15 protein-coding genes and 1 tRNA gene are annotated in these 16,471 nt (G+C 56.0%); 8 read left to right on the top strand and 8 right to left on the bottom strand.

The window, feature by feature from the left end; all coding sequences use genetic code 11:
• On the bottom strand, nt 1-220 hold a 220-nt coding region (locus AB5Y92_RS21505), incomplete at its 3' end, for an SDR family NAD(P)-dependent oxidoreductase (protein WP_368227730.1).
• Between the two features lie 222 nt (nt 221-442).
• Between AB5Y92_RS21505 and sohB the strand changes: the two genes are divergently transcribed.
• Together sohB and AB5Y92_RS21495 are read left to right on the top strand one after the other, a co-directional pair.
• Entirely contained in the window at nt 443-1,450 is a 1,008-nt protein-coding gene (gene sohB, locus AB5Y92_RS21500; protein ID WP_069554054.1) for a protease SohB, read from the top strand.
• 200 nt (nt 1,451-1,650) lie between these two features.
• Nucleotides 1,651-2,874, top strand: a complete 1,224-nt coding sequence (locus AB5Y92_RS21495) for an MFS transporter (RefSeq protein ID WP_368227727.1) — start codon at nt 1,651-1,653, stop codon at nt 2,872-2,874.
• A 36-nt stretch (nt 2,875-2,910) separates the two neighbouring features.
• On the opposite strand, the gene AB5Y92_RS21490 is transcribed toward AB5Y92_RS21495, so the two are convergent.
• A complete protein-coding gene (locus tag AB5Y92_RS21490; protein ID WP_005334901.1) occupies nt 2,911-3,264 on the bottom strand; it encodes a DsrE/DsrF/TusD sulfur relay family protein in 354 nt (117 codons plus the stop codon).
• A gap of 158 nt (nt 3,265-3,422) precedes the next feature.
• On the opposite strand from AB5Y92_RS21490, the gene AB5Y92_RS21485 reads away from it, so the two are divergent.
• A complete protein-coding gene (locus tag AB5Y92_RS21485; RefSeq protein WP_139746535.1) occupies nt 3,423-3,815 on the top strand; it encodes a DUF1090 domain-containing protein in 393 nt (130 codons plus the stop codon).
• 75 nt (nt 3,816-3,890) lie between these two features.
• Here AB5Y92_RS21485 and AB5Y92_RS21480 read toward each other — a convergent pair whose 3' ends face one another.
• The 3 genes from AB5Y92_RS21480 to AB5Y92_RS21470 all read right to left on the bottom strand — a co-directional run bounded on the left by AB5Y92_RS21480 (nt 3,891) and on the right by AB5Y92_RS21470 (nt 6,496).
• On the bottom strand, nt 3,891-4,139 hold the full coding sequence (locus AB5Y92_RS21480) for a YfhL family 4Fe-4S dicluster ferredoxin (RefSeq protein WP_005334896.1): 249 nt from the start codon (nt 4,137-4,139) through the stop codon (nt 3,891-3,893).
• A gap of 1 nt (nt 4,140) precedes the next feature.
• Nucleotides 4,141-5,502, bottom strand: a complete 1,362-nt coding sequence (gene yegQ / locus AB5Y92_RS21475; RefSeq protein WP_005334895.1) for a tRNA 5-hydroxyuridine modification protein YegQ — start codon at nt 5,500-5,502, stop codon at nt 4,141-4,143.
• Between the two features lie 256 nt (nt 5,503-5,758).
• Complete coding sequence (locus tag AB5Y92_RS21470) at nt 5,759-6,496, bottom strand: EAL domain-containing protein (protein WP_368151978.1); 738 nt, start codon at nt 6,494-6,496, stop codon at nt 5,759-5,761.
• Between the two features lie 291 nt (nt 6,497-6,787).
• Here AB5Y92_RS21470 and AB5Y92_RS21465 point away from each other — a divergent pair, with 291 nt between their 5' ends.
• The 4 genes from AB5Y92_RS21465 (at nt 6,788) to AB5Y92_RS21450 (ending at nt 11,711) form a co-directional block, all read left to right on the top strand.
• Nucleotides 6,788-7,486 (top strand): hypothetical protein, encoded by a 699-nt coding sequence (locus AB5Y92_RS21465; protein ID WP_064340876.1) that lies wholly within the window; start codon nt 6,788-6,790, stop codon nt 7,484-7,486.
• 45 nt (nt 7,487-7,531) lie between these two features.
• A complete protein-coding gene (locus tag AB5Y92_RS21460; RefSeq protein WP_151285607.1) occupies nt 7,532-8,020 on the top strand; it encodes a CS1 type fimbrial major subunit in 489 nt (162 codons plus the stop codon).
• Between the two features lie 65 nt (nt 8,021-8,085).
• Entirely contained in the window at nt 8,086-10,494 is a 2,409-nt protein-coding gene (locus tag AB5Y92_RS21455; RefSeq protein WP_368227724.1) for a CS1-pili formation C-terminal domain-containing protein, read from the top strand.
• 14 nt (nt 10,495-10,508) lie between these two features.
• Nucleotides 10,509-11,711 (top strand): hypothetical protein, encoded by a 1,203-nt coding sequence (locus AB5Y92_RS21450; RefSeq protein ID WP_155737290.1) that lies wholly within the window; start codon nt 10,509-10,511, stop codon nt 11,709-11,711.
• A gap of 61 nt (nt 11,712-11,772) precedes the next feature.
• On the opposite strand, the gene AB5Y92_RS21445 is transcribed toward AB5Y92_RS21450, so the two are convergent.
• Nucleotides 11,773-12,411 carry a response regulator gene (locus tag AB5Y92_RS21445; protein WP_219264293.1) on the bottom strand — a complete coding sequence of 213 codons (639 nt, stop codon included), beginning with the start codon at nt 12,409-12,411 and terminating at the stop codon, nt 11,773-11,775.
• A 122-nt stretch (nt 12,412-12,533) separates the two neighbouring features.
• Between AB5Y92_RS21445 and AB5Y92_RS21440 the strand changes: the two genes are divergently transcribed.
• On the top strand, nt 12,534-15,977 hold the full coding sequence (locus tag AB5Y92_RS21440) for a transporter substrate-binding domain-containing protein (protein WP_368227721.1): 3,444 nt from the start codon (nt 12,534-12,536) through the stop codon (nt 15,975-15,977).
• On the opposite strand, the gene AB5Y92_RS21435 is transcribed toward AB5Y92_RS21440, so the two are convergent.
• Together AB5Y92_RS21435 and AB5Y92_RS21430 are read right to left on the bottom strand one after the other, a co-directional pair.
• The gene (locus tag AB5Y92_RS21435) at nt 15,951-16,241 is read right to left on the bottom strand and encodes a hypothetical protein (RefSeq protein ID WP_042082561.1); all 291 of its coding nucleotides are present in this window, start codon (nt 16,239-16,241) and stop codon (nt 15,951-15,953) included. The genes AB5Y92_RS21440 and AB5Y92_RS21435 overlap by 27 nt on opposite strands.
• A 142-nt stretch (nt 16,242-16,383) precedes the next feature.
• A tRNA-Tyr gene (locus tag AB5Y92_RS21430) sits at nt 16,384-16,468 on the bottom strand.
• Between the last annotated feature and the right edge of the window lie 3 nt (nt 16,469-16,471).

The raw sequence follows: 16,471 nt of genomic DNA, 5'->3' as shown, positions 1-16,471 counted from the left end.
CTTTCAGATCCACCGGCACGATGGCGGGCAGCGGATAACCGGCCGCTTCAATCTGGTCATACACGGCTTCGAGTTTGGCGCTGGTGCGGCCGAGCAGGATCACGGTGGCACCGTGAGCGGCGTAGGTGAGGGCGGCTTCGCGGCCGATCCCGTCGCCAGCACCTGTGACCAGAATGACTTTATCCTTGAGCAGATCGCGGGGCGCCTGATAATCGAGCATGACAACTCCTGTTAACAAATTCCGGCCATAAGTGCATGGCAATCGGCGCCAAGTGTACTGATCCGCGCGCCTGTTTGACCAGCCAGCGGCAAGAAAAATGTGAAGAAAATAGAGAGGTTGTGATGCTCGGGTTGGTTTTTCCTGGCACTGGCTGCGATTTTTTGCGCGCCTCCATCAAACTCCCTAGAATGTGACGAAAACCGATCCATTCTGGAGTCCATCGTGACATTTCTGACCGAATATGGCCTGTTTTTGGCCAAGACCGTGACCTTCCTGCTGGCCATCGGCGCCATCATCCTGATGATTGTCAGCACTCGCCAGCCGAAAGCGCGCAAGGGGGAGCTGGTGGTGACCGATCTCTCGAGCGAGCTGGAGCAGGGGCAGTTTGCGCTCAAGAGCGCGCTCGCCAGCAAGGCCGAGCGCAAGGTGCTGGAAAAGCAGCAAAAAGAGGAGCAGAAGAAGCGCGCCAAGGCCGGTGATGAGCGCAGTCGCCTGTTCGTGCTCGATTTCAACGGCAGCATGGATGCCAAAGAGGTGGCCTCCCTGCGCGAGGAGGTGAGCGCGGTGATTGGCGTCGCCCAGCCCGGCGACGAGGTGCTGCTGCGGCTCGAATCCGGTGGCGGCGTGGTGCATGGCTATGGCTTGGCTGCCTCCCAGCTGCAGCGGCTGCGCGATCGTGACATCAAGCTCACCGTGGCGATTGACAAGGTGGCGGCGAGTGGTGGCTACATGATGGCCTGCGTGGCGGACAAGATCCTGGCTGCCCCCTTTGCCATCGTCGGCTCCATCGGGGTGATCGCCCAGATGCCGAACTTCAACAAGTTGCTGAAAAAGCACGATATCGAATTCGAGATGCACACCGCCGGTCAGTACAAGCGCACCATCACCATGTTCGGCGAGAACGACGATCTGGGGCGCGAGAAGTTTCGCGAGGAGCTGGCGGCGATCCACGAGCGCTTCAAGGCCTTTGTTGCCGAACACCGCCCGCAACTCGATATCGATCAGGTCACGACCGGCGAGCACTGGCTGGCAAGTCAGGCCAAGGGGCTGGGGTTGGTGGATACCCTCTGCACCAGTGATGATTACCTGCTGGCGCAGGCCAGCCACCACAAGGTGATCGGCATCAGCTATCGCAAGCCAAAAAGCCTGACCCAGAAGCTGGGGCAGCAGGGCGCGCAGGCGCTGGAAGCCGGACTGGGGCGGCTGTGGCAGCAGAGCCCCTGGCGCTAAGCCAGGCCCTCTGGCGCTAGCTCGAGGGAAATTCCGTGATAAAAAGGCCAGCGGATGCCCATCGGCTGGCCTTTTTGCATCCGGTTGCGCCTTGTCGGTGAGCGAGGGTTGTTTCTATTGAGGCCCTCTGTTACAACTGAATGCTTTCCCCGTTTATGACAGGATCTTGTGGTAAGAGCTGCGGGGCATGGAGCATAGAGATGTCGTGGAGCACCTTCAGGCAATTTACCCCGCTGGTCTGGATCGTCATTCTGGGCACCTTTATGGTACGTACCAGCTACTACATGGTGTGGCCCTTCCTCTCCATTCTGCTCTATCGGGAGTATGACCTTTCGGCCACCTTCATCGGCCTGTTGCTGGGGGGCTCGATGGCCCTCTCTACCCTGGTCAGTTTCTACGGCGGCTGGCTCTCTGATCGCTTCGGGCGGCGGAGCATACTGCTGGCCGGTTGTCTGGTGGCGATGATCTGCTTCGGCCTGCTCGGTTTTTCGCACGAGGTGTTCTGGCTCGGGGTCGGGGTGATGGGCAGCGGCCTCTCGTCGGGGCTCATCGATGCCCCCGGCAAGGCGCTAATGGCCGACAGTCTGGCCTCGGCCAAGGCGCGGGAGCTGGCACTGCACCTGCGCTATTTTCTGCTCAACCTGGGGGCCGCGCTGGGGCCGCTACTGGGGGTGACCCTCGGGATCAACGCCCAGCAGGAGACCTTCCTGTTTCTGGTGGTGAGCTATCTGCTGCTGGCGCTGGCCTTTGGCTGGGGATTTCGCCGGGCTGGCAGCACAGGCAAGCCGGGTGCTGCTGGCCCCGGACTGCGGGATGCCATCAAGGTGTTGCTGGCGGATCGCGCCTTCCTGCTGCTGGTGATGGCCAATCTCCTGATGGTGCTTGTCTACTCCCAGTTTCACTCGCCGCTGGTGCAGTACCTGACCCGGGCTGGTATGCCGCAGGTGGCCGAGCTGGTTGCTCTGCTGGTGGCGACCAATGCCCTGACCGTGGTGGTGCTGCAGTTTCCGCTGCTGCGGTTGTTGTCACGCTGGCCGGTGCGGGTACGGCTTCATATCGGTATGGCGCTCTTTCTGGCGGCCCAGCTGCTCTTCGCGCTGGGGGACCCGATGGTGCGCAGCCACTGGTTTGGCGCCGTGCTGCTGCTCAGCATCGGCGAGACCATCCTGTTCCCCCTGCTCAACGTGCTGATCGACCAGATGGCTCCCACCCACCTCAAGGGGAGCTACTTTGGTGCCAGCGCACTGGCCGGGTTGGGAGGGGCTGCTGGCGCGCTGCTGGGAGGCTGGATCCTCGAGCAGTGGAGCGGGCAGTTGCTCTATGTGCTGATGGCGCTGCTTTGTGTGGCGATTTTTGCGCTTTATGAAGCTGGCGCCCGACATCATGGTCGGCGAAGTGCCCGGCAGGAGTCGGTGATAGGCTAACGGGGCTGACTTCGCCGCTGGCCAGCCCCTTATGGTTCAGAAGGTCAGCACCTTGTCGGCAGCCAGGGTCCATTGGGCCAGCATCGGCAGGGTGCCGACCTCAATGCCCTCGATCAGCGGCAGGGCTGTGATGCCACGGGCATCGGTGCAGGTCTTGCACAGGCGAATGGTGACGCCTTGTGCCAGCAGGATCTCCAGCATCTGGCGCAGGTTGTACCCCTCGGCCGGTGCCTGACCGGCCAGCGCTGCACTCACCGCATCTGACATCAGGAACAGCTTCAGGCTGGCACCACCCTGTTCGTTGAGGGCGATAGCGAGACGCAGGGCGTTGAACAGGGATTCGCTGCCATAGGGGGCACCGTTGGCAATGACCACAATTTGTTGATTCATAACAGACTCCCGATTGGAAAGAGCGCCATTGTAGAACCAACAGGGTGGCAATTGCGTGATGTTGCACAACTTCTGTCGCACCTTTTTCCCGCTTGCTTGACCCTGCTGCCGATCGAGGTTTTTATGGTCAGCTCGCAAACAAGACCGGATGAATCGAGATGTGGAAAGTATTGGGAGCCGGCTTGCTGCTGTTGGCGGGTCAGGCCTTTGGCAGTGAGGCGGTCGGTTGCAAGGCCCGTCTGCAGGCCGTCAACGACCAGCTGGTGTTTGCCAAAGCACACAACAACGCTGGGCAGATTGCCGGGCTCGAACAGGCAGCGCGCAATATCAAGGCCAACTGTACCGATGAAGATCTGCTTAAGGAGCAGAAAGAGCGGGTTAACAAACTGCGTGGCGAGGTGGATGAGCGTCTGCTTGAACTGCAGGAGGCGAGAGTCAGTGGCAAACCGGAGAAGATTGCCAAGCGGCAGGCCAGGCTGGAGGAGTCCCAGACCCGGATGCTGGAGGCCCAGCGGGAGCTGGACAAACTGATCCGGCTGGTCGGCAAGTGATGGCCAGCCGCTGCACGCAGGATCAAAAAAGGCCGATTGCTCGGCCTTTTTTTCGTTTTACGGTCTGTGCATCAGCTACTGCCTGTGCATCCGCACAAACTTCTCCATCAGCTGATCTTCGGTCTCCACATGAGCAGGATCCCAGATGATGCAGTCGATAGGGCAGACACTGATGCAGGTCGGCTTCTCATAGTGACCGACGCACTCGGTGCAGCGACTGGGGTCGATCTCGTAGATCTCCTCACCCAGGCTGATAGCTTGGTTGGGGCACTCGGGATCGCACATGTCACAGTTGATGCACTTGTCGGTGATGAGCAGCGCCATTTCAGGCCGCCGTATGCGGGTTACGGGTATCCTGGCTGTCGCCCAGATTGCGCAGCAAAATGCCGTAGTTCACATCCAGATCTTTCGGGACCGGCACATAGACCACGTGACCGTTGCCCGGTGCGGTATCGATAAGCTCGCCCTTGCGGTTCTCCATCTGCTCCAGATTGAAACGGACGTTGCCCTGCGGGGTCATCAGCTCCAGGTTGTTGCCCACCAGGAACTTGTTCTTCACCTCGACCTCGACCATGTCACCTTTGCGACCGGTGATCTCGCCGACAAACTGCTGGGTGTCGGAGACGGAGTAGCCGTAGTCGTAGTTCTGGTATTCGCTGTGGTTGTGACGGCGCAGGAAGCCCTCGGTATAGCCGCGGTGGGCCAGATTTTCGAGGGTACCCATCAGGCTGCGGTCGAACGGACGACCCGCTACCGCATCGTCGATGGCCTTGCGGTAAACCTGAGCGGTACGTGCGCAGTAGTAGAAGGATTTGGTGCGCCCTTCGATTTTCAGGGAGTGAACGCCCATCTTGGTCAGTCGCTCGACGTGCTCGACGGCGCGTAAGTCCTTGGAGTTCATGATGTAGGTGCCGTGTTCGTCCTCGAACGCGCTCATGTACTCGCCCGGGCGGTTGGACTCTTCCAGCAGCACAAGGGCATCAGTCGGCTTGCCAAGGCCTAGCGTGTTGTCCGGACGCACTGCGATGGGCTCCTGACGGTGGACGATCTGGCCCACGTCATCTTCTTTACCCTCGTGTACCTTGTACTCCCAGCGGCAGGAGTTGGTGCAGGTGCCCTGGTTGGGGTCACGCTTGTTGATATAGCCGGAGAGCAGGCAGCGGCCGGAGTAGGCCATGCACAGCGCGCCATGGACGAACACCTCCAGCTCCATCTCCGGCACCTGCATGCGGATCTCCTCAATCTCGTCCAGCGACAGCTCGCGGGAGAGGATGGCGCGGGTCAGGCCCATTTGATGCCAGAACTTCACCGTGGCCCAGTTGACCGCGTTGGCCTGCACCGAGAGGTGAATGGGCATATCCGGGAAGGCTTCACGCATCATCATGATAAGACCTGGGTCGGACATGATCAGCGCATCCGGCTTCATCTCCACCACAGGGCGCATGTCGCGGATAAAGGTCTTGAGCTTGGAGTTGTGGGGCTGGATGTTGGCCACCACATAGAACTGCTTGCCCAGCGCATGGGCTTCGTTGATGCCCAGCTGCAGGTTTTCATGATCGAATTCGTTGTTGCGCACCCGCAGGCTGTAGCGGGGCTGACCGGCATAGACGGCATCAGCGCCATAGGCATAGGCATAACGCATGTTCTTGAGGGAACCTGCGGGGGAGAGCAATTCTGGTTTAAACATGGCGGACTCTTTATATCTGATTGCAAATCAGGACGATGCCACCTGATGGCATCGTAGTGGTTGAGTTGCGGTGCAAAAAGCTCTCAGAGAAGAGGCTCAATGCAGCGCGACCCGATGACGGCATATCCGGGCCTATCTACAGAAGATGCGCCGGATATTCGGGGTGCGAGATTGTACTCGCCCCCACGTCATCATGCAATTTGGCAGGAAATTGTTGGCAGCGCGAGCCGACAGAATGCCGAAATGAAACAGCCGCTCAGGCCCAACGGGAGAGGGGGGCGGGCATGGCGTAGACGTAACCCTGTTGATAGTCACAGCCGAGCTGGTCGGCAATCTCGATATGGGTCTGGTTTTCCACCCCTTCGCACACCACCTTCATGCCGAGTCGCTGCAGGTACTCCACCAGTCCGGTCAGCATGCGCAAGGCATGGCTACTCCTGGTCGCTTGCAGCAGCAGGGAGCGATCCAGCTTGATGACCTCGTAGGGGAGCGCCATCACTCGCTGAAAATTGCACTCCTGGGTGCCAAAGTCATCGCAGGCGATATGGGCACCGTGGCTGCGCAGTACCTCGATCAGGGCCAACTCCTTGCGCTCTAGCGGGGCGTACTCCACCACCTCGAACCAGATTGCGATATCCAGCTTGCGGGCCTGCAAGAGAGTGAGTAACAGCAGGTTCTTATATGTAGTGCTCTCAAAAGCGGGGTTGAGGTTTATCGAGAGGGTACAAGGAGCATGGCATGCCAGTGCTGGCAGGTCGCGTAGAATGGCTCTGAGCATAACGATATCCACATGCAGGGACTCGTCATCGCTGAGAGAGGGAAAGTCTATTCCCTGATAGCGCTGCTGGCGGGGTTCCCAGCGTCTGGCCAGCGCCTCAAAGCCGATGATCTGGCGATCCCGGTTAACGATTGGCTGATAAAAGGGCACGGCAGTGTCCGCTGTCGTCAGGGATGCCACGTCACCGACCGGAAACTCTTCTTTAAACGCAAACATGTCACTTCCCTGCTGACTGAGATGATTTCAGATAATAGGGGAGGATGTTGAAAGCTGGCTGTAGGAATTGTCTGATTGTTTGCAGAAAAAATACTTTGGCAGTATCAGATTATTCCGATTAAGTCCGCTGTGTGGATTATCTAGACTGGCCTCAATGACGAATCGCCGAGCCAAATATGATCATTGGGCGATTTGCATATATGGAACTCACATATATTGAACTCATATATCTTTCGGAGCCTGCAATGAAGGCACTACTCTCTATCATTTTCATAGTGTGATTATTATTTCATGAATAAGATTTTTGCTGTGTTGCTGCTTATATTCAGCAGCAATGTCTTGGCATCTCCAGATATTAGCGTTGGCACCTTATATGACTATATGTCAGCAGAAAAAACTACGCTGCTCAAGCGGGTTAGAAATCTTGGTAATGAGACGGCCTTTGTCAAAATAACGCTGGCCGAAATTATATATGGTGCCGATGGCGTGCCGAAGGAGCGGGAGTTACCGGAGGAGGGCGTTCGCCAGCTGGTGACAAGTCCATCTCGGTTGATTATTCCTGCAGGTGGAATCCAGGCTACCCGTTTTATTTATATGGGTGAGAGGGAGCGCGAACGTTATTTTCGGGTGCGTTTTGTACCGGTCAAACCACAGGATGATGAAATAACCGAATTGCCACCACAGCAGCAAATTAGCGCCGGTGTCAGCATCATGACCGGTTATGGCACCATTTTGTTTGTAGCACCCAAAGAGACCCATTATGACACCCGGATTGGCCGCGATAACGGTGCCCTCTATGTGGAGAATCGGGGCAATACCACCGTGATTCTCGATTATCTGGAGTTGTGTGACAAAACGTCATGCAGCCAACCGGAGAAGCTGCATCTGTTGCCCGGCGTTAAAAAACGGGTCAGCCAAGATGCCACCAGTACGGTTCGTTTTGAACTGATAGAAGGAAAGCAATCGGTATTCAAGGAGTTCAAGGCCTGAACATCGATATGTCATATGAATATCATCAAAGAATAAGGAGTGGTTATGAAGAGGTTATGGTTCACCCCCGCACTGTTGTTGGCAAGCAGTACCCTGATGGCAGCCGAGAAGGTCGAGCATACGGTAACGGTGACGGCGCAGATCCCGACGGACAAGTTTTATGTGCAGCCGGTCGGGGACTGGATGAATACCCCGCAGAAACTGACCTTCAACCCTTTTAACCAGAAGTTGGATCCCTTGGCCAAGCAGCTGGAGATGAAGAGCACTCTTGGCCCCATCAAGGGCTATCTGGTCTATCCCGCCACCATGGCTAGCGGCAAGGATAGCATCGGTTTGACGGTCAAGGTCGGAGGCGTCGCACTGACCACCACATCCGCCGAGCTGTTGACTCAGGCCGATGCCAATACCGGCAAACAAGTCGGACTGGAGATCATTCCGGCCGTGGCTCCAAGCGGTGGCTACAAGCCCGGCAACTATCAGGGAATTGTCAGCATGATGTTTGAATCCGAGGCGCCGCCTGCTCAAGGTGGCTGACTTGGGGATGTGGGGGCCATCAGGCCCCCCTTTAATTGAGATTTCAGGCTTTCAGGTTGTACTTCATGGTTCGTTCTCTTCTTCTTTTGCTCGGGCTGTTGCTCTCTGCTCCGCTGGTGGTGGCTAAACCTGCACTGCTGTTGCAACAGGCGCAGCAGTTGCCGGAAGGGTTTGAAGAGCACTTTTTTGGCGTCCCGCTGATGGTGCGAGTCACTGTCGACGGTCGCCTGCTGGGGGATGGGGAAGTGCTGCTCGGGCGGGATAACTCGGTACAGCTGCTTTCACTGGTGGATGTACAGGAGAGCGAGTTTGACGAGGGTACGCGTGAACGCTGGTTGAGCAAGTTGGGAAGCCATCTGCCACTCGGCGAGTGCGGCCGTGCCTGTCCCGAAGGCATAGTGGGGTTGCAATACAGCCTGGAGGAGTCCCAGCTCTCGGTACTGACCGGTCAGGTGGAGCTGGGGGCGCGGGATCAGCGCTTTATGGCGCTGCCTCAAGAGAGCAAGGGGTTGCTGATCCAGAACCAGCTGAACCTGGTGCAGGGCAGCCAGCGCAGCGGCCACTACAACCTGCAGCTGGAGGGTAGCTGGGGGCAGTGGACCCCCTTTATGGAGGGGGATGCCACCTGGCAGGAAGGGGAGTCAACCGAGCTGGGCATGGCCCAGATCTATGACGAGCGGCTTCATGAGGCCCAGTTTTACCGTCTGGGCTTCTTCTTTCCCACGGCGCAGGGATTGGTGCGCCAGCCGAACTACTACAGCGGTGCGACGCCCACCGTGCTCGGGGTAATGTGGGGCAGTTCGGATCTGCTGCGCCGGGAGCGCGGGATCCCCAGTCTGGCGCCGATCCAGGTGGCACCGGCCCGGCCCGGCCTGGTGGAGATTTACCGGGACGGGCGCCTGATCCAGTCCCAGCAAGTCGTCGCGGGTCTGCAGGCCCTCGATACCCGATCCCTGCCAGGTGGCATCTACGAGGTGGAGCTGCGATTGCTGGAAGATGGTCAGGAGAGCCGCCGCTGGCGCGAGATGATCTACAAACCCGCCAACTGGCAGACGCCGGAAGAGCCGTGGCGCTTCAACCTGTTTGCCGGGCGCCAGACCCGCTGGCTGGTGCGCCAGGGAGACAGCGACCTGGAAGGGGCCAGCGGCGGTATTGCGGTGAACCACCTGCTGCTCCCCTCGCTGGTGGTGGGAGCGGGGAGCCAGTATGTGGACAGGCGGGCCCAGCACGCCTTGTCGTTCGACTGGCAGGCCACCAGCCAGCTTCAGGGCTTTGCCTCCTTGAACCAGAGCGCAGGCTCGGGCTGGGGATATGATCTGCAAGGGATCTACTGGCAGGGTAACAGCAGTCTGGTGGCGAGCCATTCGCGCAACCAGCGCAAGCAGGGGGAGGCAAGTCGTAGCTCCAGCCTGTCGCTGCAGCAGTCGCTGGATCGGTGGGGAACGCTCGGTCTCTATGTCTCTCATCAGTCTGGCCGCGGCAATGGCGCCGATCTGGGATGGCACTACAGCGACAGGTTGTGGGGGCGCTGGGTGACCTGGGGGGTGACCCTGTTCGATCGCCCCGGCAGCGAGAGCACGGCGCAGCAGCGGGATCGCGGCAGTACGCTCAGTCTCACCGTCAACCTGGGAGGGGACGATCGCCAGTTGTCGCTAGGGCTGGGCAGCAATACCTCCCGCTCGGGCGGTGCCCAGCGCAGCGCCTATCTCAACTACCAGCAGCAGGTGGATTGGGGGCCGCTGCGCCAGATCAGTCTGGGCAGCAATGTTGACGGCTATGGCAGCGGTCTGTCCGGCTATGGCCGCTTCGGGGCGCCCTGGCTTGGAGGGGATCTGTTTGCCCAGCACTCCTCCTATAACGGTGAGGTGACCGGCGGCATCAACTTGGAGAGCGTGGTGGCACTGGGGCGGGAGGGGGAGATGGCGCTCGGCTCCCGCGAAATGGGCGCCATGGGCAACGAGGCGGCGATGATCCTGGATATCGACGCCGATGACGAGGCGGCGCGTATTTGGGTCAGCGACGATCAGGGCGGCGTGCAGACCCTGGGGCCCGGTCGCCATCTGGTCTCGGTACCCGCTCTGCAAAGTGGCGCCTTGCAGCTGGAGATGGCCGATCAGGATGGGGCGCCGCTCACCATCAAACCCGCCGTGCTTCCCTACCACCTTAATCGCGGTGGGGTGGGGTATGCCCAGGTCAATGCCATGAATACCGTCACCGTAATTGGTCGTCTGCTGAATAAAGAAGGTCAACCATTAAGAGGGGCTGTGGTGCGCAACCATATTGGTCGCACCATGAGTGAGAATGATGGCTTTTTTGTCATGGATATGAGTAAAAAGAACCCAAGTTTACAGGTTGAGCGTGATGGCCGATTACAATGCCAGATGCTCTTGAACCAAGATGATAATAAGTGGGGACAAGATACATGGTTTCTTGGTGATCTCGTTTGTCATGAACAGCTACTGGCTAGAAAGTAATTTAAGGATATTCAATGTTGCTCAAATTTTTTTTGAGGTGCCTATATGTTGCAATTTTTATATTTTGCCTTTCAGCAAATGCAGCAACAGTGGATGTGACCGCCGAATATAAACCAGCCGTTTATGAAGATGCTCGTGGTACATTTAAAAGCACCACGGTATGTAAAAATCAGCTGCCTGGTGTGTCTATTGACGAGTGTTATGGAAATATAGTGTCGCTTGATAGCTTATTGTTTTCGTTTAAAACGACCATAAAAAGAGTCGTCGTCAAGGATTATAAGGATCAAAGGGATTCATTTGCTTTCCTCTCGGCATCAGGAAAAAAAACGATGATTATCAAATCTGAAAAAAGTAAGGAATTTACAGTTGATGTTATCCCTGAGCAATTAGGTGTCGATTTAGAGTCTTTAGTTGAACCCACTGAAGGCTGGGATCTTTACCAAAAAGAAATTACAAACCCAGCGGGTGGTTGTAGATATGTTAATAAGACTATAGCAGGGGGCACATATTTGTCCAGATGGGTTTTTCTATGGGGTAACATTGCGGGTAAGTCTTGTTATACAACAAAATCAGTTAAACCTGTAAATGATAAATATACCATCAATATGGTTATGTTTGGTTTTAAAATAAAGCCCCCATCACCTCTTGAGATGCCTAACGGCACTTATCGCGGCTCATTGACACTGTCGATGGGTAATAATGGTGATATAAGTTTTGGTAATGGAGAGTATTCTGATAATCAACTTGTCATTAATTTAACGCTGACAGTCAGACATCAGCTGAAAGTATTGTTCCCATTAAAAGAGCGGCAGCTGGATTTACAGCCACCTGGCGGCTGGACCAATTGGATTCATCGCAATGATCGTAGTACGCCAGCATCATTAACTGCGACCTTGGCGACCAGAATATGGGCCTCTGCACCCTATAATGTACGACTGAAATGCCAATATATAAATAGTAGTGGAGATCGCTGTTTGATTAAAAATGAACGAGCAAACCACTCTGTCCCTGTTGATGTCTATGCTACCGGCATGCGTAATATTCAATATTTAATATATCCACATAAAGATGAAAATTATTATGGTCACTCCATTCTATCGGGTGATGATCGGCCATTCAAATTTGAAATAAAAAATGCACAGATTTCAGAAATGATGAAGCATCCTGGTGGGCGTTACAAAGGAGATATCACGATCATAATTGAAGCGGCAATCTGACCATTACCAATGCACCATGATTTCTCTAAGATAATACATTGCAAAATAAATCAACAGCTTTTTAATATAGGCCATGGATTTTTGCATATTCAAAAAGGGCACTGTCACTGGTAATTCCCAACCTTGCCATGGCATTTTTCTTCTGGGTGCTGATGGTCTTGACACTGCGATGAAGGTATTTCGCTACTTGGGTGACTGACATGCCGCTGGCCAGCAGGCGCACTACTTCACTCTCTTTGGGAGTGAGCGGGTTGATACTGTCTGGATCCGTGATGCCAGCATTGGCTAGCAGCATTTGTACTGTCGGGCCAATATAGTGATGGCCGAGTAATATCTGGCGAATAGCATCAGCCAATTCATTAATAACCGATTTCTTTAGTATCAGTCCTTTTACCCCAGCCTGAATAAGGGATTGCAAGATGGCACTGTTCTGGATTTGGGTCAGCACGATAATGGGAAGATTGGGATAATCCCGGCGCAACTGCTGGATCATGACCAGCCCATCGCTACGGGTATCTCCCGGCATGCTGAAATCAGTGATCAACAGCTCACAATGATGTTGCTGCAGTAAATTCAGCAAGTCAGATACCTGAGATGCCTCGGCGATCACTTCACAATGGGGGGTTATCCGGTCAATCAGGCTGCGGATCCCGGTCAGAATCAAGGGATGGTCATCGGCAAGAATAATCTTGAAGGACATGGATGAGCCTCTTATAAAACGATGAATAATATTCAGGCTATTAAAGCTAACATTTCTATACTACCGTGCGCACCCCATTTTTTCAGGTGCATATCTCTTTTGATAAATATATGTGAATCGTTATGTCTATATACTGTTCGCTTATGTCATTAATCAAACGATTCATAATTATTGTCTCTGTTTTGTTCTTGACGCCTGCCGTATTGGCGAAATCTGGTCCCTCTCTCCCAACGATTGAAGTGGGCATATTGGCCGGAGGATGGGGCCCTTTTCAGCAGTGGGACGGTAAGGTCGCCGCCGGCTTTAGCATTGAATTGATGGAACAATTAGCCAAAAAGCTGGACTACCGGATCGCCTGGCAGGTCTACCCCGACTGGGAAGCCATGTATGCCGACGCCTGCCATGGCAAGCTGGATATCCTGCTCGATGCCTTTAACTCTGAGGTGCGCCAGTGTGTCACCTATAGCCTGCCTTACTACACCTCGCCGACCGTGGTGGTGGTGCGCCAGGACAGCGCCCTGTTTCGGGATGTGAGCCGCTTGCAGTCCGCCAGCATTGCCATCGAAAAAGGCTTTCTGACCGAGAAGCTGGTCAAGCTGCATTATCCGAATGTCACACCCCGGCTCTTTGTCGATACGAGCAGCGCACTGCAGGCGGTTGAACAAGGGCGGGCAGATGCCTATATCGGCAACCTACACGTGGCCAATCTGTTTATCGAGCGTCACCCGGCGTTGGCGGTGGTTGCCCAGTCTCCCTTGTTGATGGAAACCCTGCATCTTGGCGTCGCCAGCCAGAAACACTCCCTTGCTATCCGGCTTGATACGGCAATTCAGGCGCTGACGGTCGAGGCGCGCAGTGAACTGGAGAGACGCTGGCTTGGGGAGAGCCTGGAGCCCAACTTTATGGGGCACAGCAATTTCTTGCTGCGTCCTGATGAGCGAGCATGGCTCTCGATGCTGCCGCCGTTAAAGTTGGGATTGATCCCCGGCTGGGTGCCCTTCTCTTATCACGATGAGGGTGGCAATCCGGTCGGCTTGATGGCGGATTATCTGGACGTGCTGCAAGAGAAGTTGGGGCTGGCATACAGCCGTGTGCCAGTGCAGAGCTGGCCCGATCTGCAGCAGTTGCTGCTGCATCACGATGTGGATCTGGCGGTATTACCCACCCGCATCATTGAGCGGTTGGTGGGTTGGCATGCCAGCGAGCCCTTTGCATCATTCCCGATGGTGCTGGTGACGGCGCGCGGTAGTATTCCGATCGGGGATCTCTCTGATCTGGCCGGTAAAAAGTTGTTGTTGACCGACAGTATGCTGATCCCCCAGCTAAGGACACTGGTGCCTGACCTGAAACTGATCACGACCAAGAGTGCCAACGAGGGGCTCGCTCGTGTTGCAGCAGGTGAGGGAGATGCCTATATCGGCAATCTGGTGGTGGTTTCCCGTCTTGTCACCGAGCAGTTTGATGACCGACTTCATATTGCCGCGCCCACCCCCTTCAAAGATGAGTTGGCCGTTGCGGTACGTGAGCCTTACAGCCCCTTGCTGCCCTTGGTCAATCGGGTGCTTGCCAGCATGAGCGACAAGGAGAAGCGCCAGATACGCAACAGCTGGTTGGCGCTCAATTACAGCGAAGGGATCCCCAGAGCGAAACTGGTGCGTACCCTGCTGCCCGCCGGGGTGGCGATTACGCTCTTTATTCTGGTGCTGTCGGTGGCGTACTGGCGGCTGCGTCAGGAGATAGTCCGTCGCCATCAGGTTGAGGCTGCATTGGCTAGAGCCAAGGCCAAGGCGGAGTCTGCCGCCACCCAGAAAGGGGAGTTTCTGGCCACCATGAGCCACGAAATTCGCACGCCTATGAATGGCATTATCGGTATGGCGGAACAGCTCACTTTTACCGAGCTGACCCAGGATCAGCGCCAGATGGTGGAGGTTATCAACCGCGGTGCCCAGGGATTGCATGCGCTGATCGACAACGTGCTCGACTTCGCCAAGCTGGAGGCGGGCAAGATGCAGCTCGAAGAGGCCCCTTTTCTCATCCGTGAATTGATCGACAGCGTGCTGACCATGACGGTGAGCGAAGTACATCGCAAGGGATTGCGCGTCTATCTCTGGGCGGATGCCGGTGTGGCGGCTCGGGTTAGTGGTGATGCGCTGCGTCTGCGCCAGATCCTCTTCAACTTTGTCAGCAATGCCATCAAATTTACCGAGCGGGGCTTTATCGAGATCTCGGTGCAACTGCTGTCGCAGGGGGAGGGGCAACAGCAATTGTGCTTCGGTGTGCGCGACAGCGGCATCGGTATGAGCCCAGAGGCGCTTGGCCGGATCTTCAATGCCTTTGAACAGGCAGAGAGCTCCACCACCCGCAGTTATGGTGGTACCGGCTTGGGCCTGAGTATTTGCCAGACCCTGGCCACCTTGATGGGTGGCGAGATCCGGCTGGAGAGTGCCCCTGGGCTGGGCACTTTCATCAGCCTGACGGTCACGTTGCCAGTGCTGGCACAGCGAGAGCCGGATCTCCGTCTCAATGGCGTGCAAGCCCATATCGATCTCCATGACGAGAAGCTGTGCCACACCCTGCTGTTGCATCTTGATGCCTTGGGGGTAACACGAACGTTGGAGTCTGGTGATGCTCATTTGCGTTTCACAGACCATGAGTTGGCGGGCAACGGGCTCATCCGGGTGCTGCCGCTGGCAACCCCTCTCGGTTATCGTTGTGATGAGGAGGGTTACATCCTCAACAGCAATCCAATGACCTGGCATGCCGTGCGGGAAGTTTGCTATCGCCAGCTTGGCTTGAGCGATGGGACGGCAACGAAAGCGATGCGAAAGAGCGCTCCCATGCAGCCCTGTCGGGTATTGTTGGTGGAGGATAATCCCCTCAACCAGTCGCTGGTAATACGCCAGCTCAGGCAACTTGGGATGAACTGCGATGTGGCAGAGCATGGCCAGCAGGCTCTCGAGATGGTCGCGCAGCATCCCTATGAGCTGGTGCTCTGTGACTGTCAGATGCCGGTGATGGATGGTTATGAGTTCACCCGCAGGATACGGGCTGCAGAGAAAGGTGAGCGGCTACTGATCATCGCCATGACGGCCAATGTGTTGCCAGAGCAGTCTGAACGCTGTTCTGCCGCGGGCATGGACGATCTGTTGGGCAAACCGGTGCTGCTGGATACTCTGCGCCAGATGTTGCAGAAGTGGCAGATCTTACCCGCGCCAACCTTGATTGATATTGCAGCTATGGAGGCATTTTTTGGTCATGGTGAAAAGTTGCGGCAGATGTTTCCGCTTTTTCGCCAGGAGCTTGAACAGTCGATGGCGCAGGCGCCACTTGATGACAATGCATTGGCCAATTGGGTGCATCGTCAGGCGGGAACCATCAGCATGATGATGGCGCCGGAATTGGCGGAACAGGCATGGCGATTGGAAGAAAAAATCCGTCAATTTGGATCGCCAGCTTGTACAGATGAGCTGACACGCTTTCGTGTCCAATTACAGCAAATCATCGGTGAACTGACGTTATTGAGCGAAAGAGAGGGGCATTCAGTTATCGAGGGAGAGCTGGAGTAAGGGGAACTGTTCGCTCATAAAATTGCGGGGGCTGTGGCCATTGCCTGCGGTGGCCAGCCATTCCCAATCCAGTTTTGGCGAGCCCGCTTTGAAGCGTTGATAGGCAACGCCCTGATGAATGGTCAGAAAGAGGGTCGTGGGGAGTCCCAGCTTGTTGCTGTAGCGCACCATCAGATCACCCTGATAGTCGTTGCTGATTCTGACTTTGAGCGCCTGCAATGTCAGACCGGTGGCGTGACCATGCTCGTCCCAGACTTCAAACATGATGTGAACACTCTGATGTCGATGATGCCACGATGAGCAAGATGGGATGCAATTGCAACTGTCAGATCTGACAAGACCGAAAAAGTGTGAGGGGGATAGCAGAAAGCGAAAACCCGGCGCGAGGCCGGGTTTTCTTGAATGATGGTGGAGGGAGAAGGATTCGAACCTTCGAAGGCAGAGCCGTCAGATTTACAGTCTGATCCCTTTGGCCGCTCGGGAACCCCTCCACA

Origin of the sequence: Aeromonas sp. R1-1, assembly GCF_040908495.1 — a bacterium.
Taxonomy (GTDB): Bacteria; Pseudomonadota; Gammaproteobacteria; order Enterobacterales; family Aeromonadaceae; genus Aeromonas; species Aeromonas veronii.
Note: the sequence above shows the minus strand (reverse complement) of the source record. Positions and strands in the feature narration are given on the sequence as shown.